Genomic DNA, 21,595 nt, shown 5'->3' on the forward strand with positions numbered 1-21,595 from the left:
AATACTGAAATTAAGGTAATTATGGGAGCATAATTACCTTAATTCATTATCATGTGTGTGATGATTGTTGATTGGAAAAATAAAGTATTTGTTTTATGTCTTATACTTTTGTTTGCCTATAGTTGTACGTTGATGCTAGAGATTATCTGGGGTTATCGTCATTTAGAACTTGATGCTTCATTTTTACAAATTAAACAAACAGAAATTACGCAGATTTTTTGGTACAAATATGCTTTCTACGTACATGTTGCTTTTGCTATCCTAGCCTTGCCTGCTGGATTTACACAGTTTAATAAAGTTTTCTTAAGGAAATATCCAGTTTTACATAAAAAGCTTGGCTATATATATGTGATTGCCATTTTAATATTTGCTGCACCTTCTGGTTTTTTGATTGGTTGCGAAGCGAATGGGGGAATAATTGCTCAACTTGCATTTACTTTATTGGCCATATTGTGGTTTTTGTTTACGCTTCAAGCAATATGGAAGGCAAAACAAGGAAATTTTATAGCCCATAAAAATTTTATGATTCGAAGCTTTTCTTTAACTTGTTCGGCGTTGACTTTGCGCTATTGGAAAGTAGTACTTGTTTACTTTTTTCACCCCAATCCAATGGATCTGTACCAATTGGTCGCTTGGTTAGGTTGGGTGCCAAACCTGCTAATTGCGCAATGGATCATTAACCATAATAAAAATAAATAAGATGAAAAGACTTTATTTTGTAATATTCGGCCTTGCTGTGCTGATTTCCTGTCATAATAAAACAGAGAAAAAGAAAACCGCTCTAAATGACACTATAGCTACAGTTATTGAAAATGAAATGCATAAAGAACTGTATGGAAATTGGGTGGGCAACTTTACGGTCGATGGAAAAATCGCAGAACGAATTGTTGAAAATCTAGGAGAATTTCCAGCTGATTTTGATTATAGTCCCAAGATAAATCTGACTATCAAAAGAATTACAGCAGATACGGTAATTGCTCAAAATGTTGTCAAAGGTAATTTAAGACCTTTAGTCGGTAAAATGGAAGAAAATGGAAATGAAATTTCTTTTATTCTAGATGAACCAGGCAATAAAAAATCAGATGGAAGATTTGAGTTTAAATTGAATAAAGATACCTTGACAGGATCTTGGACAGCATTTGATCAAACAGTGAAAGTGAATAAGCGTAATTTCAAATTAACGAAAAAGCAGTTTGTTTATAATCCGAATCTCATGTTACTTAACGACGATAGTGGAGGGGATCTAATAGATTGGTATAACCCGAAAAAGGAAAAACAAACTATAGCAAATGGTGATTCAACTTATACCTATATTAATAATCTATATCGTACAGCATCACCAGTTGTTTTTACTTTGAATGCTTCAAAAAGTAGATTGACAGAAGCACAATTGAAAAACTTAAAAAAACTAGACTTGGAAATCATTCGTAATACTATTTTTGCACGCCATGGTTATGCTTTTACAAAAATCAATGTACGTCAGTTTTTTGATCCTGTAGATTGGTATGTGCCCGTTTCAAATGATGTAACCAAAGAATTATCACAATTGGAACGTGATAATATTGCTTTACTAACACGATTTGAAAAATATGCGACTGACAATTATGAACAATTTGGTCGTTAATGAACGCAAGTTGTTTTAGAATAAAATTTTGAGAAAAGGTTTGAAAATCAATTACTGAATAGAATTAAACTGTTCTTCTGATCACGTCTATTGATGAATAAGAATGATAATACAATTGTTGATTTTCAAACCTTCTCCTAATATCTTTTCTGTCTCCAAATCAGCCAACATTTACTTACTTATCAGGTAATGAAGGTTGATTACTCTACCTAGACCGTTTGCTTTAACCTCTTGATACGCTAACGTTTTCGTAAATAAATATTTGATTTTTCATTAAAATAGCAATGAAAATTGATATTATTGTGTATAGGGTATGTAATTTAGCGTATCTGATACATCCATAATTTGATTATGATTGATCTGATTGGGTGCAAAACAGTTTTCAACCAATATAAATTATTTTTCTACCGCTTGATTGATTTTACCGATTTGCATAGTGTCGTGCTTTGAAGGATAGAGAAATCTTATTGTTTTAAATTGCTTTTTAGCTAATTATAAATAAATATCATCATGAATTCGAGAAGAAACTTTATTCTTAAAAGCTTATTCGGACTGTCTGCTGTATATACAGGAACATCTTTGATTGCTCCTGTATCAGGACAAACTCGCAAATCATTAGCGCATAAATCACCTATTCGACTAGGAATAGCGGGTTATAGTTTTGTTAATTTCAATCTTGAACAATCTTTGATCATGATGAGAAGGATGGATATTCGATATTTAAGTATTAAAGATTTTCATCTACCCTATAAAAGCACCACAGAAGAAATATCGGCTTTTCATAAACAGTTATCGGAGTCTAATGTGAAAGGATATGCGGTTGGACCTATTTATATGAAGAAAAGAGAAGAAATAGACAATGCTTTTGAATATGCAAAAAGGGTAGGTGTGAATTTGATAATTGGTATTCCAGAGGTAAAAGATTTGGAATATGTCGCTGAAAAAGTGAAAGCATATGATATTCGTTATGCTATACATAATCATGGACCTGAAGATAAAATATACCCCAATGCAACTGTTGTCTATAATCATATAAAAAACTTAGATGGAAGAATGGGCTTATGTTTTGATATGGGACATAATGTAAGGGATGCACAAGATTCGGTCAAAGACTTGATCCGATATAAAGATAGAATCTTTGATATTCATTTAAAAAATGTGACAACAGCAAATGCTGAAGGAAATACATGTGAGTTAGGTAGGGGTATCATTGATATTCCAAAATTCGTCAGTGGGTTAAAAAAGATCAAGTATTTAGGAGTGTGTAGTTTAGAGTTTGAAAAAGATATGAAAGATCCTTTGGCAGGATTGGCCGAATCTGCAGGATATTTTAATGGTGTAGTGGCTGCAGGAAAATAAAAAGACAAGTCATTGTCAATACAAATTATGGACGAAGTTAATTAGTTTTTAAACTGAAATCTGAATTGGTACTGAAGATTTACAAATTATAGACGCATGGTAAAAGGAAAATTTTTGAATAGGGAAGGATATACATTATCTGTTATTGCATCGGTTTTTCTGATGACATTAAGTGCCGATAATGTACAAGCGCAATGGAAACCTTTGTTCAATGGGCATACATTGGCGGGATGGAAAACTGTTGGTGGACAGGCTCCTTACAACGTGAAAGATGGAGCTATTGTGGGAACGATGACCAAAGGTACCCCTAATTCTTTTTTAATAACGGAAAAGGAATATGGCGATTTTGTCTTGGAATTGGATATTAAGTTGGAAGGGAATAGCACGAATTCAGGCGTGCAGATCCGTAGTCATTTGGATCAGGATGCTAATAAAGGACAGGGTAAAGTATATGGACGTCAGGTGGAAATCGATCCTACAGAACGTGCTTGGACAGGTGGGATTTATGATGAAGCTCGTCGTGGATGGTTATATCCGCTAGATTTAAATGAATCTGCAAAATCTGCTTATAAACCAGGTGAATATAATCATGTTCGGATAGAAGCTATTGGTAATGAAACCAAAACGTGGATCAATGACATTCCTGTTGCCTACGTGATTGATACAATAGATACAGAGGGATTTATTGGTTTGCAGGTGCATAGTGTTCCTGTTGATCTTGATGGTAAACAAGTGTTTTTTAAAAATATTCAAATCCAGACTGAAAATCTCAAAAAGAAAGCATTTTCGAAAGATATCTACTTGGTTAATTTAACTCCTAATAAACTCTCGGAAGCGGAAAAGGCTTCAGGTTACCAATTACTTTTTAATGGTAAGGATAACAGTAATTGGCGTAGTACACGATCAGAAGCATTTCCAGAGAAAGGATGGAAGATTGCCGATGGGGTGATCAGTGTTCAAAAAGCTGATGGGGCTGAGTCGACAAATGGGGGAGACATCATCACAAAAGATCAGTATCAGGCTTTTGATCTTTCTTTTGAGTTTAAGTTAACACCTGGTGCGAATAGTGGTGTGAAGTATTTTGTAACATTGAAGGAACAAACCAATGGATCAGCTATTGGATTGGAATATCAAGTGCTTGATGATGAGAAGCATCCTGATGCTAAATTAGGTCGAGATGGAAACCGTACATTGGCTTCGCTCTATGATCTGATCACTTCCAATCGTGATCCTCGACCAAGGAAACCTATTGGTGAGTGGAATAGGGGACGTATTGTTGTGACACCTGATAATCGGGTTACGCATTATCTCAATGGGGTTAAAATGCTGGAGTATCAACGAGGTGGACAAGCTTTTAGGGATCTAGTGGCGATTAGTAAATATAAAGATTGGACTGCATTTGGTGAAGCTGAAAAAGGTCATATCTTAATTCAGGATCATGGAGACAATGTATCTTATCGTAACATTAAAATAAAAGTCTTGTAAAAAGAAAGTGATGCATTAAAATTTTAAACTAGACCAATATTTATTATGAACCATTATATATCGAGAAGAAGTTTTTTGAAAAAGTCTGTGGTGGCGGGTGGAGCAGTTGTCACAGCTAATAGTTTATTGGGTAATGTTGCATTGGCAAAACCCAATGAACGTGTAAATTTAGCTTGCATAGGGATCGGTAATCGGGGATCTGATATTATTAAAGAACTTTACAAAACAGGCCTATGTAATATTGTTGCTTTATGTGATGTGGATATGGGCGCAAAACATACACAAGAAATTCTTAAACAATTCCCTGATGTACCCCGTTTTACTGATTTTAGACAGCTATTTGATAAAATGGGCAATCAGTTTGATGCAGTATCAATTGGGACACCAGATTTCTCTCATTTCCCTATTACCATGATGGCTTTAGATTTGGGCAAACATGTTTATGTGGAAAAACCCATGGCCCGTACATTTTGGGAAGTAGAGTTGATGATGCAAAAGGCTCGAAAACAGAATAAAGTTGTTACCCAAATGGGTAATCAAGGGCATTCGGAAGGAAACTATTTTCAATTTAAAGCTTGGAAAGATGCAGGTATTATTAATGGAGTGACCCGCATTGATGCACATATGAATATGCCAAGAAGATGGCATGGTTGGGATACACAAATACAAGGTTATCCTTATCCTGAGCGTATTCCAGAATCTCTTGATTGGGATCTGTGGCAAATGCAGACTATTGGACATGATTATAATAAAGATTACGTCAATGGACAGTGGCGTTGTTGGTTTGATTTTGGTATGGGAGCTTTAGGAGATTGGGGTGCACATCTTCTGGATACAGCACATGAGTTTTTAGAGCTGGGTCTTCCAACGGAAGTTGAAGCAGTCAAATTGGATGGTCATAACTCCTTTTTCTTTCCAATGTCATCAACGCTTAAATTTCACTTTCCAAAGCGAAAGAATATGCCTGCTGTAGATATTAATTGGTATGATGGGTTAGATAATCTACCTCCTATACCAGATGGATATGGTGTTTCTGGGCTAGATCCAAATATTCCTGCACCTAGTACTGGAGCTTTACAACCTGTAAAACTAAATCCTGGTAAGATCATTTATGGTAAAGACCTTATCTTTAAGGGTGATTCTCATGGTAGTACCTTACAGATTATCCCAGAAGCCAAAGCGAAAGATCTAGCAAATCACCTTCCTGAGGTACAATCTTCTCCTTCAAATCACTTTGCTAATTTTCTGAAAGCATGTAGGGGGGAAGAGAAAACGCGTTCGCCTTTTGAGATTGCAGGGCCGTTGAGCCAAGTGTTTTGCTTGGGTGTGATGACACAAAAAATGAATAATAAAATTTTATTTGATCCTATAAAAAAAGAAATTATAAACGATAAGTTTGCCAATGCGATGCTGATGGGACCTCCGCCTCGAAAAGGTTGGGAACAGTATTATGTAGTATAGATCGGTAATGATGTTTTTTGATAAACGATATTTAAAACAACAGTTCATAAACAAAAGCGAGCGTTCTGATTAGAACGCTCGCTTTTGTTATTTCATTTTTAAAAGCATATTTATGCTAATTTTCCTAATGCTTCTTTGATACGTTTCAATGCTTCGACTAAACTTTCGTCAGAGGCTGCATAGGATAAACGAATATATTTATCATTTCCAAACGAATCACCTCCTACTGTTGCAACATGTCCTACGTTTAATAAGTATAAAGACAAGTCAGAAGAGTTTTTGATTTCATTGCCATCGTGATCTTTTTTACCAAAGAAAGAACTAATCTCAGGGAAAAAATAGAAAGCACCTTCTGGTAAATTCGTTTTCACACCCGGAATATCTAATAATAGATTGTAGACCAATTGACGACGACGAGCAAAAGCTTCTTTCATCTTATTTACGGTTTCTAATCCTTGTTCGTATGCTGCAATACCAGCTCGTTGCGAGATGGAGCAAGTTCCTGATGTGGTTTGCCCTTGTAATTTATCATTTGCCGCTGCAATTTCTTTGTTACAAGCAATGTAGCCTAATCTCCATCCCGTCATTGCAAATGCTTTAGAGAAACCATTTACAATAATAACGCGGTCTTTGATGCTGTCAAACTGTGCTATGGATTCGTGTTTGTCGACAAAATTAATGTGTTCATAAATCTCATCTGATAAAATGAATACATGTGGGTGTTTCTCAAAAACTTTTGCTAAAGCTGCTAATTCATCTTTGCTATATACCGTACCTGTAGGGTTATTCGGTGAAGAGAACATGAATAACTTAGTCTTTGGTGTTATCGCCGCTTCTAGTTGCTCAGGTGTAATTTTGAAGTTATTCTCAATCTCTGTGTTAATAAAAACAGATTTTCCTTCTGCTAAAATAACCATCTCGGAATAAGACACCCAATAAGGAGTTGGAATGACAACTTCGTCACCTGGATTGATCAATGTCAAGATAATATTTGATAAAGATTGTTTAGCACCAGTTGAAACTACGATTTGAGAAATATCATAATCAAGATTATTTTCAATCTTCAATTTATTCACAATAGCCTGACGCAATTCTGGGTATCCGGGTACTGGAGAATAACGCGTCCAATTTTCGTTTAACGCTGCTTTTGCAGCTTCCTTAACATGATCAGGTGTGTTAAAATCTGGTTCACCAACACTTAAGCTGATAACATTAACGCCTTTTGATGCTAATTCGCGACCAAGCTTAGTCATTTTAAGCGTAGCCGATTCGGATAACTTGTTTATCCTATCTGATAAATATGATTGTGTGCTCATGATAAGACAAAGATATTATTTAGAATATAAATAATACGTTAATTTTAAGAAAAAAGACAAACGATAGCTTCCTTTTTTTAAAAAAAATGTAAAATAATAGATACTTCTATTTATTTTAAAATTACTTGTAGTTTTGACGCATGCTTTTTGTAGATGATTAGCATATGCGGATATGATGAAAATAAAAATAGATTCCTTTGTTATTGGGTTATTTGTGGCTATTATTTTAGCTTATATTTATCCTAATTTGGCTTTGATAGAAGGTCGGTATTCCTTAGATTCAATCACAACATTAGGCATTTCCTTTATCTTCTTCTTTTATGGATTAAAATTGAGTTTTTCTGATTTAAAGGCAGGGCTATCCAATTGGAAACTACATCTGTTGGTTCATTTGTCCACCTTTATTCTTTTTCCATTATTGGTCTTGATTTTTCTACCTTTTGTAAAAACAGAGATACAACAGCAGTTCTGGCTTTCATTTTTCTTTTTGGCGGCATTACCTTCTACGGTTTCTTCTTCCGTGGTCATGGTATCGATTGCAAAAGGAAATATGCCTGCTGCTATTTTTAATGCAAGCATTTCAGGGATTATTGGTGTGATAGTCACGCCTCTTTGGATGGGTTTGTTTTTAACAGTTGATCATGAATTTGATTTTGGACATGTTTATTTGAGCTTGTTTTTGGAGATTATACTTCCTGTAATATTAGGAGTGGTCTTACAGCCTTATTTTGGTAAATGGGCACGTAAGTTTTCAAAGGGACTCAGTACATTTGATAAAATAATTATTCTTTTGATTGTTTATAAAAGTTTTGCCGATTCTTTTATTGAAAAGATCTTTGATACTGTAGACGTTTGGTATTTTATAGCTGTTTTTTTAGGTGTAATAGTCCTGTTCGGTTTGGTGTACTTTCTGATTTGGTATAGTGCTAGTAAACTATTGAAATTTCCAATTGAAGATCAAATTACTGCCATTTTTTGTGGATCAAAAAAGTCGTTAACTCATGGATCTGTATTTGCGAAAATTATTTTCACACACGTTGGATTGGGATTCGGACTTGTCTTTTTCCCCATTATGATTTATCATGCTTTTCAGATATTTGTTGCGAGTATCATTGCACAACGCTATGCGAAAAGAATGGATGTTAAAAACTAAAATGTAAACAAATACGTTATATCGTTACCTTTATCGCGAAATTAGCAATTTATGTCTAAACAAAAACGATTGGTCTTACTCTCCTTAATGACGGGATTAGGACTGATGATCATCAAGTTTGTAGCCTATTTCTTAACGGCATCCAATGCGATATTTACAGATGCTGCAGAAAGTATTGTAAATGTAATTGCCTCTAGTTTCGCTTTCTATAGCATCCATTTGGCCTCTCAACCTAAAGATGGTAACCATCCTTATGGACATGGTAAGGTGGAATTCTTTTCTGTTTTTTTGGAAGGGGGATTAATTTTCATTGCAGGATCCATTATTTTGGTCAAGGCCTGTTATAATATCTTTTTTCCATCTACATTGGCTAACTTGGAAGAAGGGATTAGTCTTATTGCGATTACAGGATTCATTAATTTTGCCATTGGATTTTATATCATGAAAAGAGGCCGTGCACTGGGATCGTTAACATTGGAAGCAGATGGAAAACATCTACAGGTCGATGCTTACAGTACTTTTGGTCTTATTGTTGGTTTGATTCTGATGAAATTGACTGGATTAAAATGGATTGATCTTGGGATTTCTTTTGTTCTGGGAGGTTTTATTTTATATAGTGGTTACAAACTGCTTCGCCAGTCTATTGGTGGATTAATGGACGAATCTGATGTAGAGATTATCAAAGAGGTGGTCGATGTATTGCAAGAAAACCGTAAACCGGACTGGATTGATATCCATAATTTTCGCGTGCAACGCTATGGACATGAGTTGCATGTTGATTGTCATTTAACGTTACCGAACTATTACTCCTTGACGAAAGTACATGATGAAATTTCTATTTTAGATAAAACTGTCAATACAAAAATGTCTATTAAAACAGAGTTTTTTATACATGCGGATCCTTGTTTACCAGAATGCTGTCATTATTGTCAAGTAAAAGATTGTCCTATACGCTCTACAGAATTCCAGGCTCCTATCGAATGGACGGTAGAAAATGTGACTCCAAATCGTAAACATTTTCTTTCTTAATGGACAATAACGTAAAATTTATGTGCATAAAATAGGGGGGAGATTAGCCCAAATGTCTTTCAAAAAAAGTATCTTTGCTTTTTAGCAAACGATTTTTAAAAATCCTATATGAAGCAAATACGTAATTTCTGTATCATCGCTCACATTGATCATGGTAAAAGTACATTGGCCGATCGATTATTGGAGTTTACCAATACTGTTACGCAACGTGAAGCGCAGGCACAATTACTAGATAATATGGATTTGGAACGTGAACGTGGTATTACTATCAAGAGTCACGCAATCCAAATGAATTATACACAAGACGGTCAAGAGTATATCTTAAACTTAATTGATACACCTGGGCACGTCGATTTTTCGTACGAAGTATCTCGTTCTATTGCAGCCTGTGAAGGTGCCTTATTGATTGTAGATGCCTCCCAAGGAATACAAGCACAAACAATTTCCAATCTTTATTTGGCTTTAGAGCATGATTTGGAGATTATTCCAGTTTTAAATAAAATGGATCTTCCTGGAGCGATGCCTGAGGAAGTGAAAGATCAGATTATTGATTTAATCGGAGGTAATCGAGAAGATATTATTCCAGCATCAGGAAAAACTGGTTTAGGTATTCCAGATATTTTGAAGGCGATTATAAAACGTGTACCTGCACCGGTAGGTGATCCAACAGGGCCATTACAAGCCTTGATTTTTGACTCTGTATTCAATTCTTTCCGTGGTATCATGGCTTATTTTAAAGTAGAAAACGGAGAGATTCGCAAAGGTGATAAAGTGAAATTTGTTGCTACAGGCAAGGAATATACCGCTGATGAGATCGGTACTTTAAAATTAAATCAAGTTGCTAAAGATGTAGTTAGAACTGGTGATGTAGGTTACATCATCTCTGGTATTAAAGAAGCACGTGAAGTAAAAGTTGGAGATACAATTACCCATAAAGAGAGACCTTGTGAGTCAGCTATTCAGGGGTTTGAAGAAGTAAAACCGATGGTATTTGCGGGTATTTACCCTGTTGATACCGAGGATTATGAAGAGTTGCGCGAATCTATGCATCGTCTACAATTGAATGATGCTTCTTTGGTGTTTGAACCAGAATCTTCTGCTGCTTTAGGGTTTGGATTTCGATGTGGTTTCTTAGGAATGCTGCACATGGAAATTATTCAAGAGCGTCTGGAGCGAGAGTTTGACATGACTGTGATTACGACAGTTCCCAATGTATCTTATAAGGCATATCTAACGAAAGATAAAGAAGAGGTTCAAGTACACAATCCATCAGACTTGCCAGATCCAAGTAAATTGGATGCTATTGAAGAGCCTTATATCAAAGCAAACATCATTACAAAATCTGATTTTGTAGGACCCATTATGTCACTGTGTATTCAAAAACGAGGTACCATTGTTAATCAATCGTATTTGACATCTAATCGTGTTGAATTGATTTTTGAGATGCCAATGGGAGAGATCGTATTTGATTTTTATGATAAATTAAAGACCATTTCTAAAGGTTACGCATCTTTTGATTATACTCAAATTGGTTATCGTCAATCTGATTTAGTTCGTTTGGATATCCGTTTGAATGATGAACCTGTAGATGCATTATCTTCTTTGATCCATAGGAGTAATGCCTATGATTTTGGTAAAAAAATCTGTGAAAAATTAAAAGAACTATTACCTCGTCAACAGTTTGAAATTCGTATTCAAGCTTCTATCGGAATGAAAATTATCGCACGTGAAACCATTTCTGCATTACGTAAAGATGTAACTGCAAAATGTTATGGTGGTGATATTTCGCGTAAACGTAAACTTTTAGAGAAACAGAAAAAAGGTAAAAAACGTATGCGTCAAGTGGGTAACGTAGAAATTCCGCAATCGGCATTTATGGCTGTATTGAAATTAGATTAGAAATTAAAAAATCCTATTCCTATAAAAATGAATTTATTAGACGGTAAACTCGTATCAGCGAAAATAAAAGAAGACATCAAAAAGGATGCTGCTGAATTTACAGCGAAAGCTGGACGTAAACCTCATTTGGTTGCTATCCTTGTTGGAAATGACGGTGGTAGTGAAACTTATGTAGCGAGTAAAATGCGTAATTGTGAATTAGTAGGCTTTGAGTCTACGAATATTCGTTACGATGTTGATGTGACCGAAGAAGAATTGATTGCTAAGATTGAAGAAATTAATGCGGATGAACGTATTGATGGTTTGATCGTACAATTGCCTCTTCCAAAACATATCGATCCAGATAAAATCACAGAAGCAATAGATTACCGTAAAGATGTTGATGGTTTTCACCCGATTAATTTAGGTAGAATGCAACGCAATTTACCTTGTTTTATTCCAGCTACTCCTTATGGAATTATGTTGATGTTGGATCATTACAACATTGAAACAGCAGGTAAGCATGCGGTAGTAGTAGGTAGAAGTAATATTGTTGGATCGCCAATGAGTATTCTTCTGGCTCGTAATGCTAATCCTGGAAACTGTACTGTAACCTTAACACATAGCCGTACAAAAGATCTTAAAACAGAAGTTCTACGTGCTGATATTATTGTTGCTGCAATAGGAAAGAAAAATTTTGTAACTGCTGATATGGTGAAGGATGGGGCTGTTGTGATTGATGTCGGAATCAATAGGGAAGATTCTTCAGAAACAAAATCAGGATTTAAATTATATGGAGACGTTGATTTTGATCAGGTTGCTCCAAAAGCATCTTGGATTACTCCTGTACCAGGAGGGGTAGGATTAATGACGATTGTTGGTCTATTAAAGAATACATTAGAAGCCGCAAAAGGTACTGTATACTCAAGAGGATAATTGGCATAAATATTGACTATAATATTTTAACCAAAAAAAAATATACAAAAATGAAAAAAATTGCATTTTTAGCATTGTTTGCAGGAGCTTCATTAACTTTTGCTTCTTGTAATAACACTCCAAAAGAAGATAAAAATAAAGATGGAGAAGTAACTGCAGGTGAACATTTAGATAACTCTTTAGACAGCTTAGATCAACAAGTAAATGTAGCTGCTGATGAAGCGAAAGCTAAATACGAACAAGCTCAAAAAGATTTAGATGAAGCGATTGCTAAAGGAGACAAAAAAGCAGAAGAAGCTGCTCGTAAAACAGTAGAAGAATCAAAATCAGCCTGGGAAAAAATTAAATCAGGTACTTCTGAAGTAGCATCTGATGTTAAAGAAGGTGTTGTAGATGCTGCAAATGGCACGGGAAAAGCCGTTGACAAGGCTGTTGATGCAACAGGTAAAGCTGCGAATGCAACAGGTAAAGCACTTGATAAAGCTGCAGATGCTACGGTTAACGCTGGAAAATCTGCTGTAGAAGGAACTAAAGATGCTGCTAAAGCAGTTGGTAGTGCTACAGAGAAGGCGGCACAAGATGTATCTCGTAAAGCTAAAAACGTAGGCGAAGCTTTGAAACACTAGTTGCAAGTTCTATTACAATGTATTAAAAAAGCCTTTCAGATTTTCTGAAAGGCTTTTCTTATTTTAGGACGTGACATAATAGGTGTGTAACCTTATTTTTCTTTACGAATAGTTACCGCATTTTTATGGGCTTGTAGACCTTCTAATTCTGCTAGAATCTCAACAGTAGAGCCGATGTTTATAAGTCCTTCGGAACTGATGTGTTGAAAGGTTACCTTTTTGACAAAAGAATCTACCGAAACACCTGAATATGATCGGGCATAGCCAGAGGTCGGGAGTGTATGATTTGTTCCTGATGCATAATCACCCGCACTTTCAGGTGTCAGATGACCTAAAAATACAGATCCAGCATTTAAAATAAAACGCACGAATGGTTCCCATTGATCTGTTTCTAAGATCAGGTGTTCGGGTGCATATTGATTACTAAACAAAATTGCTTGCTGCAAATCCTGAACTAGAATAGCATAGGAATTCTCAATAGCTTTACTTGCTAATTCGAAACGAGGTAAAACAGCTAATTGTTTTTCTAACTCCAAATTTACTTCTGCTATGATTGATTTTGATGTAGCAACCAAAACCGCCTGACTATCTGCGCCGTGTTCTGCTTGTGCTAATAAATCGGCAGCTATAAAAGCTGGATTTGCTGTTTCATCGGCGATTACTAACACTTCAGAAGGACCTGCAGGCATATCAATACTTACATTAGAAATTCCTTGAACAATGCTTTTTGCTTTCGTAACAAATTGATTTCCTGGTCCAAAAATTTTATCTACTTGTGGGATGGTTTCAGTACCAAATGCCATTGCCGCGACGGCCTGTGCTCCTCCAACAAGGTAGATACGTTCGATTTTCAACAATCGTAAGCAATAGGCTACAAAGCCATTGATTTTACCACTTTTTTGAGGAGGGGAGCAAACGACAATTTCTTTACAACCGGCTATACGTGCGGGTATACCTAACATCAGTAAGGTGCTGGGTAGTACAGCTGAACCACCAGGAATATAAAGTCCTACTTTTTCGATAGGGCGAATTTCTCTCCAACATTTCACACCTGGCATGGTTTCCACTACCCGTTCACGTTTAACCTGTGAAGAATGGAATTTATGAATATTTTGAAAGGCTATTTCTAAAGCTCTTTGCTGATCTCGGTTAATGGTAGAGGCTAAAGCATCAATTTCATCAGTTTCAAGATACAGTTTTTCTAATTCAACTTTGTCAAATTGCTTTGCATAATTGATTAAAGCTTGATCTCCCTTTTGACGTACTTCTTGGATGATATCCAATACCGTATCTTGAATAGTGTTAGCAGGATCTGTATTCCGCTTTGTTATCTGCTGCAGATCTGCGGCTGTTAATTTCGCGTATTCAAAAGTTTTAAGCATCATGAATGTTATTTTAAGCAGGTAATGCTTATTTTTTACATAATAATTTTTTCAATCGGCATCACCACAATACCTTGTGCTCCTGCAGATTTTAATTTGTTGATTTTACCCCAAAAATCATCTTCAGAAATAACGGTATGAACAGCGACCCAACCTTCTTCAGCCAGAGGAACAACTGTGGGTGATTTAACACCATGCAAAAGTGTCATAATGGTTGGTAAGTTTGTTTTCTCTACATTGAGAACAACATATTTAGTTTCTTTCGCTAATAGCACAGATTGTATTCTTTGTCGTAATTCTGTTAGAATTTCATTGTCTTCCAGCCCTTGTCTACCGATTAAGATGGCTTCAGATTTGCGCACGTCAGCAAATTGCTTTAACCCATTGCTTTTTAACGTTCCACCTGTGGAAACAATATCGCATATAGCATCACTTAATCCCAACCCTGGTGCAATTTCAACGGATCCCGAAATCATTTGAATATCTGCTTTAATTTGATATTCATCTAAAAATTTCTTTAGAATAACGGGATATGAAGTTGCGATTGATTTACCATTTAGATCTTTTAAATTTTCAATAGTGCTGTCTTTTTGAACGGCTAATTTGAGTGTGCATTTTCCAAATCCTAAACGTTGTAAATAATTAACCTGAGATTCTGTTTCATCAATGACGTTTTCACCTACAATCCCTAAATCAGCAATTCCTTGTTCTACATATCCTGGGATATCATCATCCCGAAGGAAAAGTATTTCAAGTGGAAAGTTAGAAACGGTTGTTATTAAAGAACTTTTATAATTTTCGAAGTCAAGACCACAGTTTTTAAGTAATTGAACTGATTTTTCGTTTAATCTACCCGATTTTTGGATAGCAATTTTAAGATTTTTCAAAGCTTTATAATGTTAGCTGTAAATTATTAATAAATAGAATTCAAACACAAGGGAAAAAATGCTTCACGTAGAAACACACTTATTACATATCGCCGCAATGGCGATGATGCATATGAAAGTGATGTACGTGAACAAAAATCATGTTTGTATTAATAATGAGTCAAAAATAAGATATTGTTGATAGAAATCAAATTAAATTAGCTAATAATTGAAAAAAATAAAATGAACGATGTTATAATGTGATGTTTCATGATTTATTTCATTTGCTGCTTTGGTGGAAAGCATAAAATTCACAGTATCATTGAAAAGATGATTTTATCCACAATATTATTACACTTGAACGCTATTTACACTTTTTTTGTCTAAAATTTAATATTAATTTTAAGATCTCACTATGGGTAATTATGGAGGGAAATTGTTTAAGATATGAAGACAAAAATTAAAATCTTAGTTGTTGGCTGTGGTAATATGGGCGCATCTCATGCTCGTGCTTATCATGAATTAGAGGGCTTTGAAATTGTAGGCTTAGTGTCTAGAGGTAATAGTAAAACTATTTTAAATGCAACTCTTCAATCTAGTTATGCAGAATTTGATGATTATGAACAAGCATTAAGTCTCACAAAACCTGATGCTGTTTGTATTGCTACTTATCCGGACACACATGAGTCTTATGCGATTAAAGCTTTTCAGTCTGGTGCTCATGTGTTTATAGAAAAACCGCTAGCAGATACGGTTTTGGGAGCTCAAAATGTTATAAGTGCGGCTTCGAAATACAATAAAAAGCTGGTTGTTGGTTATATCTTACGTTATCATCCTTCCTGGGAAAAATTTATTGACATTAGTCGTAGCTTAGGTACTCCTTTGGTCATGCGGATGAATTTGAATCAACAGAGCCATGGTTTTATGTGGGATGTACACCGTAATTTGATGGAAAGTTTAAGTCCAATTGTGGATTGTGGTGTGCATTATATTGACGTGATGTGTCAGATGACCGACGCCAAGCCGATTCAAGTATCAGCTATTGGCGCAAGATTATCTTCAGATATACCCGATGGAAACTATAATTATGGACAATTGCAATTACACTTTGATGATGGATCTGTGGGTTGGTACGAAGCAGGGTGGGGGCCTATGGTCAGTCAGACTGCTTTTTTTGTCAAAGACGTATTCGGACCTAAGGGATCTGTGTCTATTGTCCCTAGTAAAGCCGTTCAGGAAGGAGCCTCGGATTCTGTAGAAGCTCATACAAAAACAGAATCATTAAGGGTACATTATGCAGATATTGACAAAAACAATGAATTTGTAAAAGCTGATGAATGGATTCATTTAGAGGATGAACCTACCCATCAAGATTTATGCAATCGAGAACAATTGTTTTTTCAAAAAGCGATTTTAGAGAATTTAGACTTAAAGAAACAGGCTGACGATGCATTAAATAGTTTGCGTATTGCTTTTGCTTGTGATGAAGCCGTTAAAACAAAAAAGACAATTGATTTATAAATCATTGTCTTTTTTGTTTTAACTAGAATCAAGTAGTTCTATCTGTCTACATTAGTTATTAAAAAAGGATAAAATGTGATATAGATCGTAAGTGTAGAACTAGTTTTTTTTCTTTATTTCGATGAATACAAAGAAAAATCAATTAAAAGTTTTTTTATTGTAAAAGATAGATTTTTTTAGTCTGTCTTTTGCTATTTAGAAGCTATATTTGTAACGTATGAAAAAGTTGATCCATATTGTATTCTTGACTTTAGTTTTATCCCAATCTGTTGTAGCTCAGGATAAAATATGGCAAATTAAATTGAATTTTAAAGGAGAGGTTTCTCAAGCAGAATTGGAAAAGTCAGTACCTGCATTTGCTGTAGATTTTTATGAACCTTATGTAAAAGGAGTTGCGTCTTTTAAAGAGGTGACAGTTTTTATTTCTCCATCAAATATCAAATCAATTTATCCGCAAGGACATATTTTAATTACTGATCGGATTAAAAAACAAGAATTTTCATATACCAATGGGGATGATATGTTGTCACAGGAAACCTTATCTGCAGATCTTCCATTGCTGACTGCTCAAGAACAAAATGACAATGGCTATCTTGTTTTGGAAAATGCAACCGAAAAAGAAAAGATAGGGAATGTAGATTGTATAAAAGCCATATTGAAAGTTGTCGATCCAAGTGCTGGAGAAATAGCAATGACAGTTTGGTATGCTCCTGATATCCCGAGTTATTATTTAAGTAATTTTCCTTTTCTGATTAATCTTCCAGGAGCTGTATTGAAATTAGATGACCAGATAAATCCTGCTTTAGGTTTCGAGGTTGCTGAAGTGAAGGAAATAACAGATTCAAAAACATTCGACCTACCTCCACATGTGCAGATTGTTAATCTTTCTAAATCTGCGGATAGTACTCATTCAGAGGATATCAGTCTTTTTCAAGATGCTTTTAAATTGAAAGCACCATTAGAATGGTTTTCTCAAAAAAATGAAACTTATGGTGATGAATATTTATATGGTGTTAAAAAAGCAGATGGTTCTATTGTACAACCTGCCATTTTTTATTCGATTGATGTTTTGAATGATGAAAGAGCAATTGTTTCGGATAGTGACAACTTATTTTGGATCATTGACGATGAAGCTAAAAAAATAAATCATGTTGGATTTGAGATACTTTATGGTATTAATGATGAAAATATGGTATATGCTATCGATGATCAATATGGTATCATCAATGCGTCTGGAGTATCCATTATTGGTGGATTAAGTAATATCAGTAATTTTGTAGGTGAATACTTGCTTTTTACACAGCGTGGTAAGCAAGGTTTGTTGGATTTTAATGGTAAAATTGTGCTACAGCCTACTTTAGAGTCTATCGATACGGATGATCAAGGAAATATCTTGGTTAAAGATTTAGAGGTGAGTCAAGAAACTCAACAGTATTCGTTAGAAGATTTTCAAGTGAAATATCTAAAATAAAAATTGTCTTTTGACCAGATATGAGGATATAAGGGAGTTCAATGATAATGATTTACTATTTAAGTATAATACCTTATGTAACACAAACCCGTTGGGTGTAATTAAATTGTTCGATTTTTAATATTGTTTATTTTTACTTCAAATAATTACACCCAACGGGTTATTATAGTGTTATCGATTTTCCACCTTTTCGGGTGATTTCGCTTTTATTTGAGAATAAATAAAGTGTTATGGATAAACATCTAAACCTCGATAAACGGTTATAGATGTGCCAGGGATCAAATTAAGACCAAATTGGGACCAACTCTGGACTGTGAGTACCTTGCCAGAAGGGTGGAAGCGCCGTGTGAGTACAGTAAAAGGTGGACTCACGGTGCACGCACCGTGCTCTCACTGTGCTCACAGGTAGGAATTGGTCCTAATTTGGTCTCCAGTTAACTCCCGTCATTGCCTGAGATGGATAGTAGAACAGTTTATGGTAGCTATTAAGGAATGTTCAGATATTTATGGGTCTGAAGAGAAATATTCCATTTTGGATTTTCTTTGACGTGGTCAATAATCAATGGGGTCATTTCCGGATACTTTGACCATTCTGGCTGTAAATATAGTTTGCACGCGCTATTTACGAGTTGCGCATGCTCTTCGGCCCAAGTGAAATCACTTTTATTAAAAACAATGACTTTTAATTCCCCTGCTGCATCAAGGACATCTTTACGTGGTGCCTTGAATTTCTTAGGTGATAAGCAGATCCAATCCCATTCACCACTTAATGGATAGGCTCCAGATGTTTCGATAAAAGTTTGAATACCAGCCTCATGTAGTCCTTTTGTTAGGTAATCCAAATTGTATATTAAAGGTTCACCTCCTGTGACCACGACTGTTTTTGCTGGATATTGTTTTGCGTTTTCAATAATCAGATCTGCAGCAGTAAGTGGGTGCAAATTAGCGTCCCAGCTTTCTTTGACATCGCACCAATGACAACCTACATCACAACCCCCTAATCGAATAAAGTATGCAGCTTTTCCTGTGTGAAATCCTTCTCCCTGAATTGTATAGAACTCTTCCATCAACGGAAGTAAAGTGCCGTCTTCTGGAACTTGATGTGACATAATAATGTATTTAAGATTGCAAAATTAATAAAAAAGATTGTGATATGGGGATAGTTTTGAATTCATTACTTTTAGATTAGATTGATTTTGCTTGATTCTTTCTCTATTGTTCATGAAAGAAATGATGATGAATTGTATTCTTAAGATTTTGCAGTTTCCAGAGCAGGGATCTTAATTATCTATTTCTATAAAAAAGATTATATCAGCTTTTTGACTCTTGATCAGGAGGTTATAAAAGAGCTAATATCAGATTATGTCGCTGATATTCAGTTCGCAGTTCTACCATGTAATTGCGGATTATTTTCAGTATATTTGATGCATATTGAATCTACTTGCAGATTTTATGGAAAAGGCTTTATAAACACGTTTACAACGTAGTATGTTGTGTGTTTGTCAAGTGGTGTTTTATAAATAAATTAATAACTCATAATCATATTTGTTGATGATTAAAATTACATTACCTGATGGTTCCGTACGTGAATACGAAAGAGGAACATCAGCCGCTCAAGTAGCGTTGTCGATTTCAGAAGGCTTAGCTAGAAATGTATTAGCAGCTGAAGTAAATGGAGAGATTTGGGATTCTTCTCGTTCGATTGAAGAAGATGCCACAGTAAAGTTGTTGACCTGGAATGACACGCAGGGTAAGTCTACTTTTTGGCATTCATCTGCGCACTTATTAGCAGAAGCATTGGAAGATCTTTATCCAGGTATTAAATTTGGTATTGGTCCAGCTATCGAAACGGGTTTCTATTATGATGTCGATTTTGGCGATCGTGAATTTTCATCAGATGATTTTAAACAAATCGAAGATAAAATGATGGAATTGGCAAAACGTAAAGAATCATTTAACCGTAAAGCTGTTTCTAAAGCCGATGCGTTAACTTATTTCACCGAAAAAGGAGATGAGTACAAGTTAGATCTAATTAAGGATCTAGAAGACGGTAAAATTACGTTCTATACACAAGGAGATTTCACTGACCTTTGTCGTGGTCCACATATCCCGAATACAGGATTTATTAAAGCGATTAAATTAACAAATGTCGCAGGAGCGTATTGGAGAGGAGACGAATCCCGTAAACAATTGACACGTATATACGGAGTTACATTTCCAAAAGCTTCTGAACTAGCAGAATATTTGAAGTTTATTGAAGAAGCAAAGAAACGTGATCATCGTAAATTAGGTAAAGAATTGGAGTTATTTGCTTTTTCTGAAAAGGTAGGAGCTGGACTTCCATTATGGCTACCTAAGGGAACGGCTCTACGTCAGAAATTACAAGATTTTTTACAACGGGCACAGTTGAAATCGGGGTATGAGCCAGTTATGACTCCTCATATCGGGAATAAGCAACTGTATGTAACTTCAGGTCACTATGATAAATATGGTGAAGATTCATTTCAACCTATTAGAACTCCAGTTGAAGACGAAGAGTTTTTCTTGAAACCGATGAATTGTCCACATCACTGTGAGATTTACAAAACAAAACCCCGTTCTTATAAAGATCTTCCAGTACGTTTTGCTGAATTCGGAACGGTTTATCGTTACGAGCAATCGGGAGAATTGCATGGTTTGACTCGTGTAAGAGGGTTTACACAAGATGATGCACATTTATTCTGTCGTCCAGATCAAGTAAAAGAAGAGTTCAAAAAAGTAATAGATCTGGTATTATATGTATTTAAAGCTTTAGGTTTTGAAGAATATACTGCTCAGATTTCATTAAGAGATCCAGAAAATCGTACAAAATATATCGGTAGCGATGAAAATTGGGCTTTAGCAGAAAGTGCTATCATTGAAGCAGCAGCAGAGAAAGAACTATCGACTGTAATTGAATATGGAGAGGCAGCTTTCTACGGTCCTAAGTTAGATTTTATGGTAAAAGATGCTTTGGGACGTAGATGGCAGTTAGGTACAATTCAGGTCGACTATAATTTACCTGAACGGTTTGAACTGGAGTATACAGGTTCTGATAATGCAAAACATAGACCCGTGATGATTCACCGAGCACCATTTGGTTCTATGGAGCGTTTTATCGCTGTATTGATCGAGCATTGTGCGGGTGAATTTCCGTTATGGCTTGCTCCAGAACAATTTATCGTCTTGCCAGTGTCAGAAAAATATGAAGAATATGCGAAAAACCTTTTAGAATCGCTAAATAATTCCGATATTCGCGGACTGATAGACTTGCGTGATGAAAAGGTAGGTCGTAAAATCAGAGATGCAGAGGTTAAAAAACTGCCTTATATGTTGATTGTAGGGGAGAAAGAGGCTGAGGGTGTCACGGTTTCTGTGCGTAAACATGGTTCAGTTGACTTGGGATCCATGACTGCTGACGAATTTAGAGAAGTATTAATTAAAGAAATAACCGTTTAAATATTTAAACA

17 protein-coding genes are annotated in these 21,595 nt (G+C 35.4%); 13 read left to right on the plus strand and 4 right to left on the minus strand.

Translation table 11 applies throughout. From position 1 onward, the window contains the following. Positions 1 to 51 precede the first annotated feature (51 nt). The 5 genes from LZQ00_RS04260 to LZQ00_RS04280 all read left to right on the plus strand — a co-directional run bounded on the left by LZQ00_RS04260 (position 52) and on the right by LZQ00_RS04280 (position 5,929). The gene (locus LZQ00_RS04260) at positions 52 to 699 is read left to right on the plus strand and encodes a DUF2306 domain-containing protein (RefSeq protein WP_234512211.1); all 648 of its coding nucleotides are present in this window, start codon (positions 52 to 54) and stop codon (positions 697 to 699) included. A 1-nt stretch (position 700) separates the two neighbouring features. Further along, complete coding sequence (locus LZQ00_RS04265) at positions 701 to 1,624, plus strand: YARHG domain-containing protein (protein ID WP_234512213.1); 924 nt, start codon at positions 701 to 703, stop codon at positions 1,622 to 1,624. A 510-nt stretch (positions 1,625 to 2,134) separates the two neighbouring features. Beyond that, positions 2,135 to 2,983 carry a sugar phosphate isomerase/epimerase family protein gene (locus LZQ00_RS04270; RefSeq protein WP_234512214.1) on the plus strand — a complete coding sequence of 283 codons (849 nt, stop codon included), beginning with the start codon at positions 2,135 to 2,137 and terminating at the stop codon, positions 2,981 to 2,983. A gap of 96 nt (positions 2,984 to 3,079) precedes the next feature. Then, positions 3,080 to 4,468, plus strand: a complete 1,389-nt coding sequence (locus tag LZQ00_RS04275) for a DUF1080 domain-containing protein (RefSeq protein WP_234512216.1) — start codon at positions 3,080 to 3,082, stop codon at positions 4,466 to 4,468. A 45-nt stretch (positions 4,469 to 4,513) separates the two neighbouring features. Beyond that, positions 4,514 to 5,929, plus strand: a complete 1,416-nt coding sequence (locus LZQ00_RS04280; RefSeq protein WP_234512217.1) for a Gfo/Idh/MocA family oxidoreductase — start codon at positions 4,514 to 4,516, stop codon at positions 5,927 to 5,929. A gap of 110 nt (positions 5,930 to 6,039) precedes the next feature. Here LZQ00_RS04280 and LZQ00_RS04285 read toward each other — a convergent pair whose 3' ends face one another. Continuing rightward, a complete protein-coding gene (locus tag LZQ00_RS04285; protein WP_234512219.1) occupies positions 6,040 to 7,245 on the minus strand; it encodes a pyridoxal phosphate-dependent aminotransferase in 1,206 nt (401 codons plus the stop codon). Between the two features lie 172 nt (positions 7,246 to 7,417). Here LZQ00_RS04285 and LZQ00_RS04290 point away from each other — a divergent pair, with 172 nt between their 5' ends. From LZQ00_RS04290 to LZQ00_RS04310, 5 genes are all read left to right on the plus strand, one after another. Beyond that, positions 7,418 to 8,398, plus strand: a complete 981-nt coding sequence (locus tag LZQ00_RS04290; RefSeq protein ID WP_234512221.1) for a bile acid:sodium symporter family protein — start codon at positions 7,418 to 7,420, stop codon at positions 8,396 to 8,398. A 51-nt stretch (positions 8,399 to 8,449) separates the two neighbouring features. Continuing rightward, complete coding sequence (locus LZQ00_RS04295) at positions 8,450 to 9,427, plus strand: cation diffusion facilitator family transporter (protein WP_234512222.1); 978 nt, start codon at positions 8,450 to 8,452, stop codon at positions 9,425 to 9,427. 108 nt (positions 9,428 to 9,535) lie between these two features. Next, entirely contained in the window at positions 9,536 to 11,326 is a 1,791-nt protein-coding gene (gene lepA, locus LZQ00_RS04300; RefSeq protein ID WP_234512224.1) for a translation elongation factor 4, read from the plus strand. Positions 11,327 to 11,353: 27 nt separating this feature from the next. Then, a complete protein-coding gene (locus LZQ00_RS04305; protein ID WP_234512226.1) occupies positions 11,354 to 12,241 on the plus strand; it encodes a bifunctional 5,10-methylenetetrahydrofolate dehydrogenase/5,10-methenyltetrahydrofolate cyclohydrolase in 888 nt (295 codons plus the stop codon). A 50-nt stretch (positions 12,242 to 12,291) separates the two neighbouring features. Further along, positions 12,292 to 12,867 (plus strand): hypothetical protein, encoded by a 576-nt coding sequence (locus LZQ00_RS04310; protein WP_234512228.1) that lies wholly within the window; start codon positions 12,292 to 12,294, stop codon positions 12,865 to 12,867. Positions 12,868 to 12,959: 92 nt separating this feature from the next. Here LZQ00_RS04310 and hisD read toward each other — a convergent pair whose 3' ends face one another. Both hisD and hisG read right to left on the minus strand, forming a co-directional pair. Then, the gene (hisD, locus tag LZQ00_RS04315) at positions 12,960 to 14,249 is read right to left on the minus strand and encodes a histidinol dehydrogenase (RefSeq protein WP_234514786.1); all 1,290 of its coding nucleotides are present in this window, start codon (positions 14,247 to 14,249) and stop codon (positions 12,960 to 12,962) included. Between the two features lie 35 nt (positions 14,250 to 14,284). After that, positions 14,285 to 15,136, minus strand: coding sequence for an ATP phosphoribosyltransferase (gene hisG, locus LZQ00_RS04320; protein ID WP_234512229.1), 852 nt, complete (start codon positions 15,134 to 15,136; stop codon positions 14,285 to 14,287). Positions 15,137 to 15,562: 426 nt separating this feature from the next. Here hisG and LZQ00_RS04325 point away from each other — a divergent pair, with 426 nt between their 5' ends. Beyond that, a complete protein-coding gene (locus tag LZQ00_RS04325) occupies positions 15,563 to 16,636 on the plus strand; it encodes a Gfo/Idh/MocA family oxidoreductase (RefSeq protein ID WP_234512231.1) in 1,074 nt (357 codons plus the stop codon). A gap of 217 nt (positions 16,637 to 16,853) precedes the next feature. Further along, positions 16,854 to 18,107 (plus strand): hypothetical protein, encoded by a 1,254-nt coding sequence (locus LZQ00_RS04330; RefSeq protein WP_234512233.1) that lies wholly within the window; start codon positions 16,854 to 16,856, stop codon positions 18,105 to 18,107. 485 nt (positions 18,108 to 18,592) lie between these two features. Here LZQ00_RS04330 and LZQ00_RS04335 read toward each other — a convergent pair whose 3' ends face one another. Further along, positions 18,593 to 19,216, minus strand: a complete 624-nt coding sequence (locus LZQ00_RS04335) for a 7-carboxy-7-deazaguanine synthase QueE (protein WP_234512235.1) — start codon at positions 19,214 to 19,216, stop codon at positions 18,593 to 18,595. 442 nt (positions 19,217 to 19,658) lie between these two features. Here LZQ00_RS04335 and thrS point away from each other — a divergent pair, with 442 nt between their 5' ends. Further along, the gene (gene thrS, locus LZQ00_RS04340) at positions 19,659 to 21,584 is read left to right on the plus strand and encodes a threonine--tRNA ligase (RefSeq protein WP_234512237.1); all 1,926 of its coding nucleotides are present in this window, start codon (positions 19,659 to 19,661) and stop codon (positions 21,582 to 21,584) included. Positions 21,585 to 21,595: the final 11 nt, after the last annotated feature.

The sequence above is a fragment of the Sphingobacterium sp. SRCM116780 genome (assembly GCF_021442025.1).
Classification (GTDB): Bacteria; Bacteroidota; Bacteroidia; order Sphingobacteriales; family Sphingobacteriaceae; genus Sphingobacterium.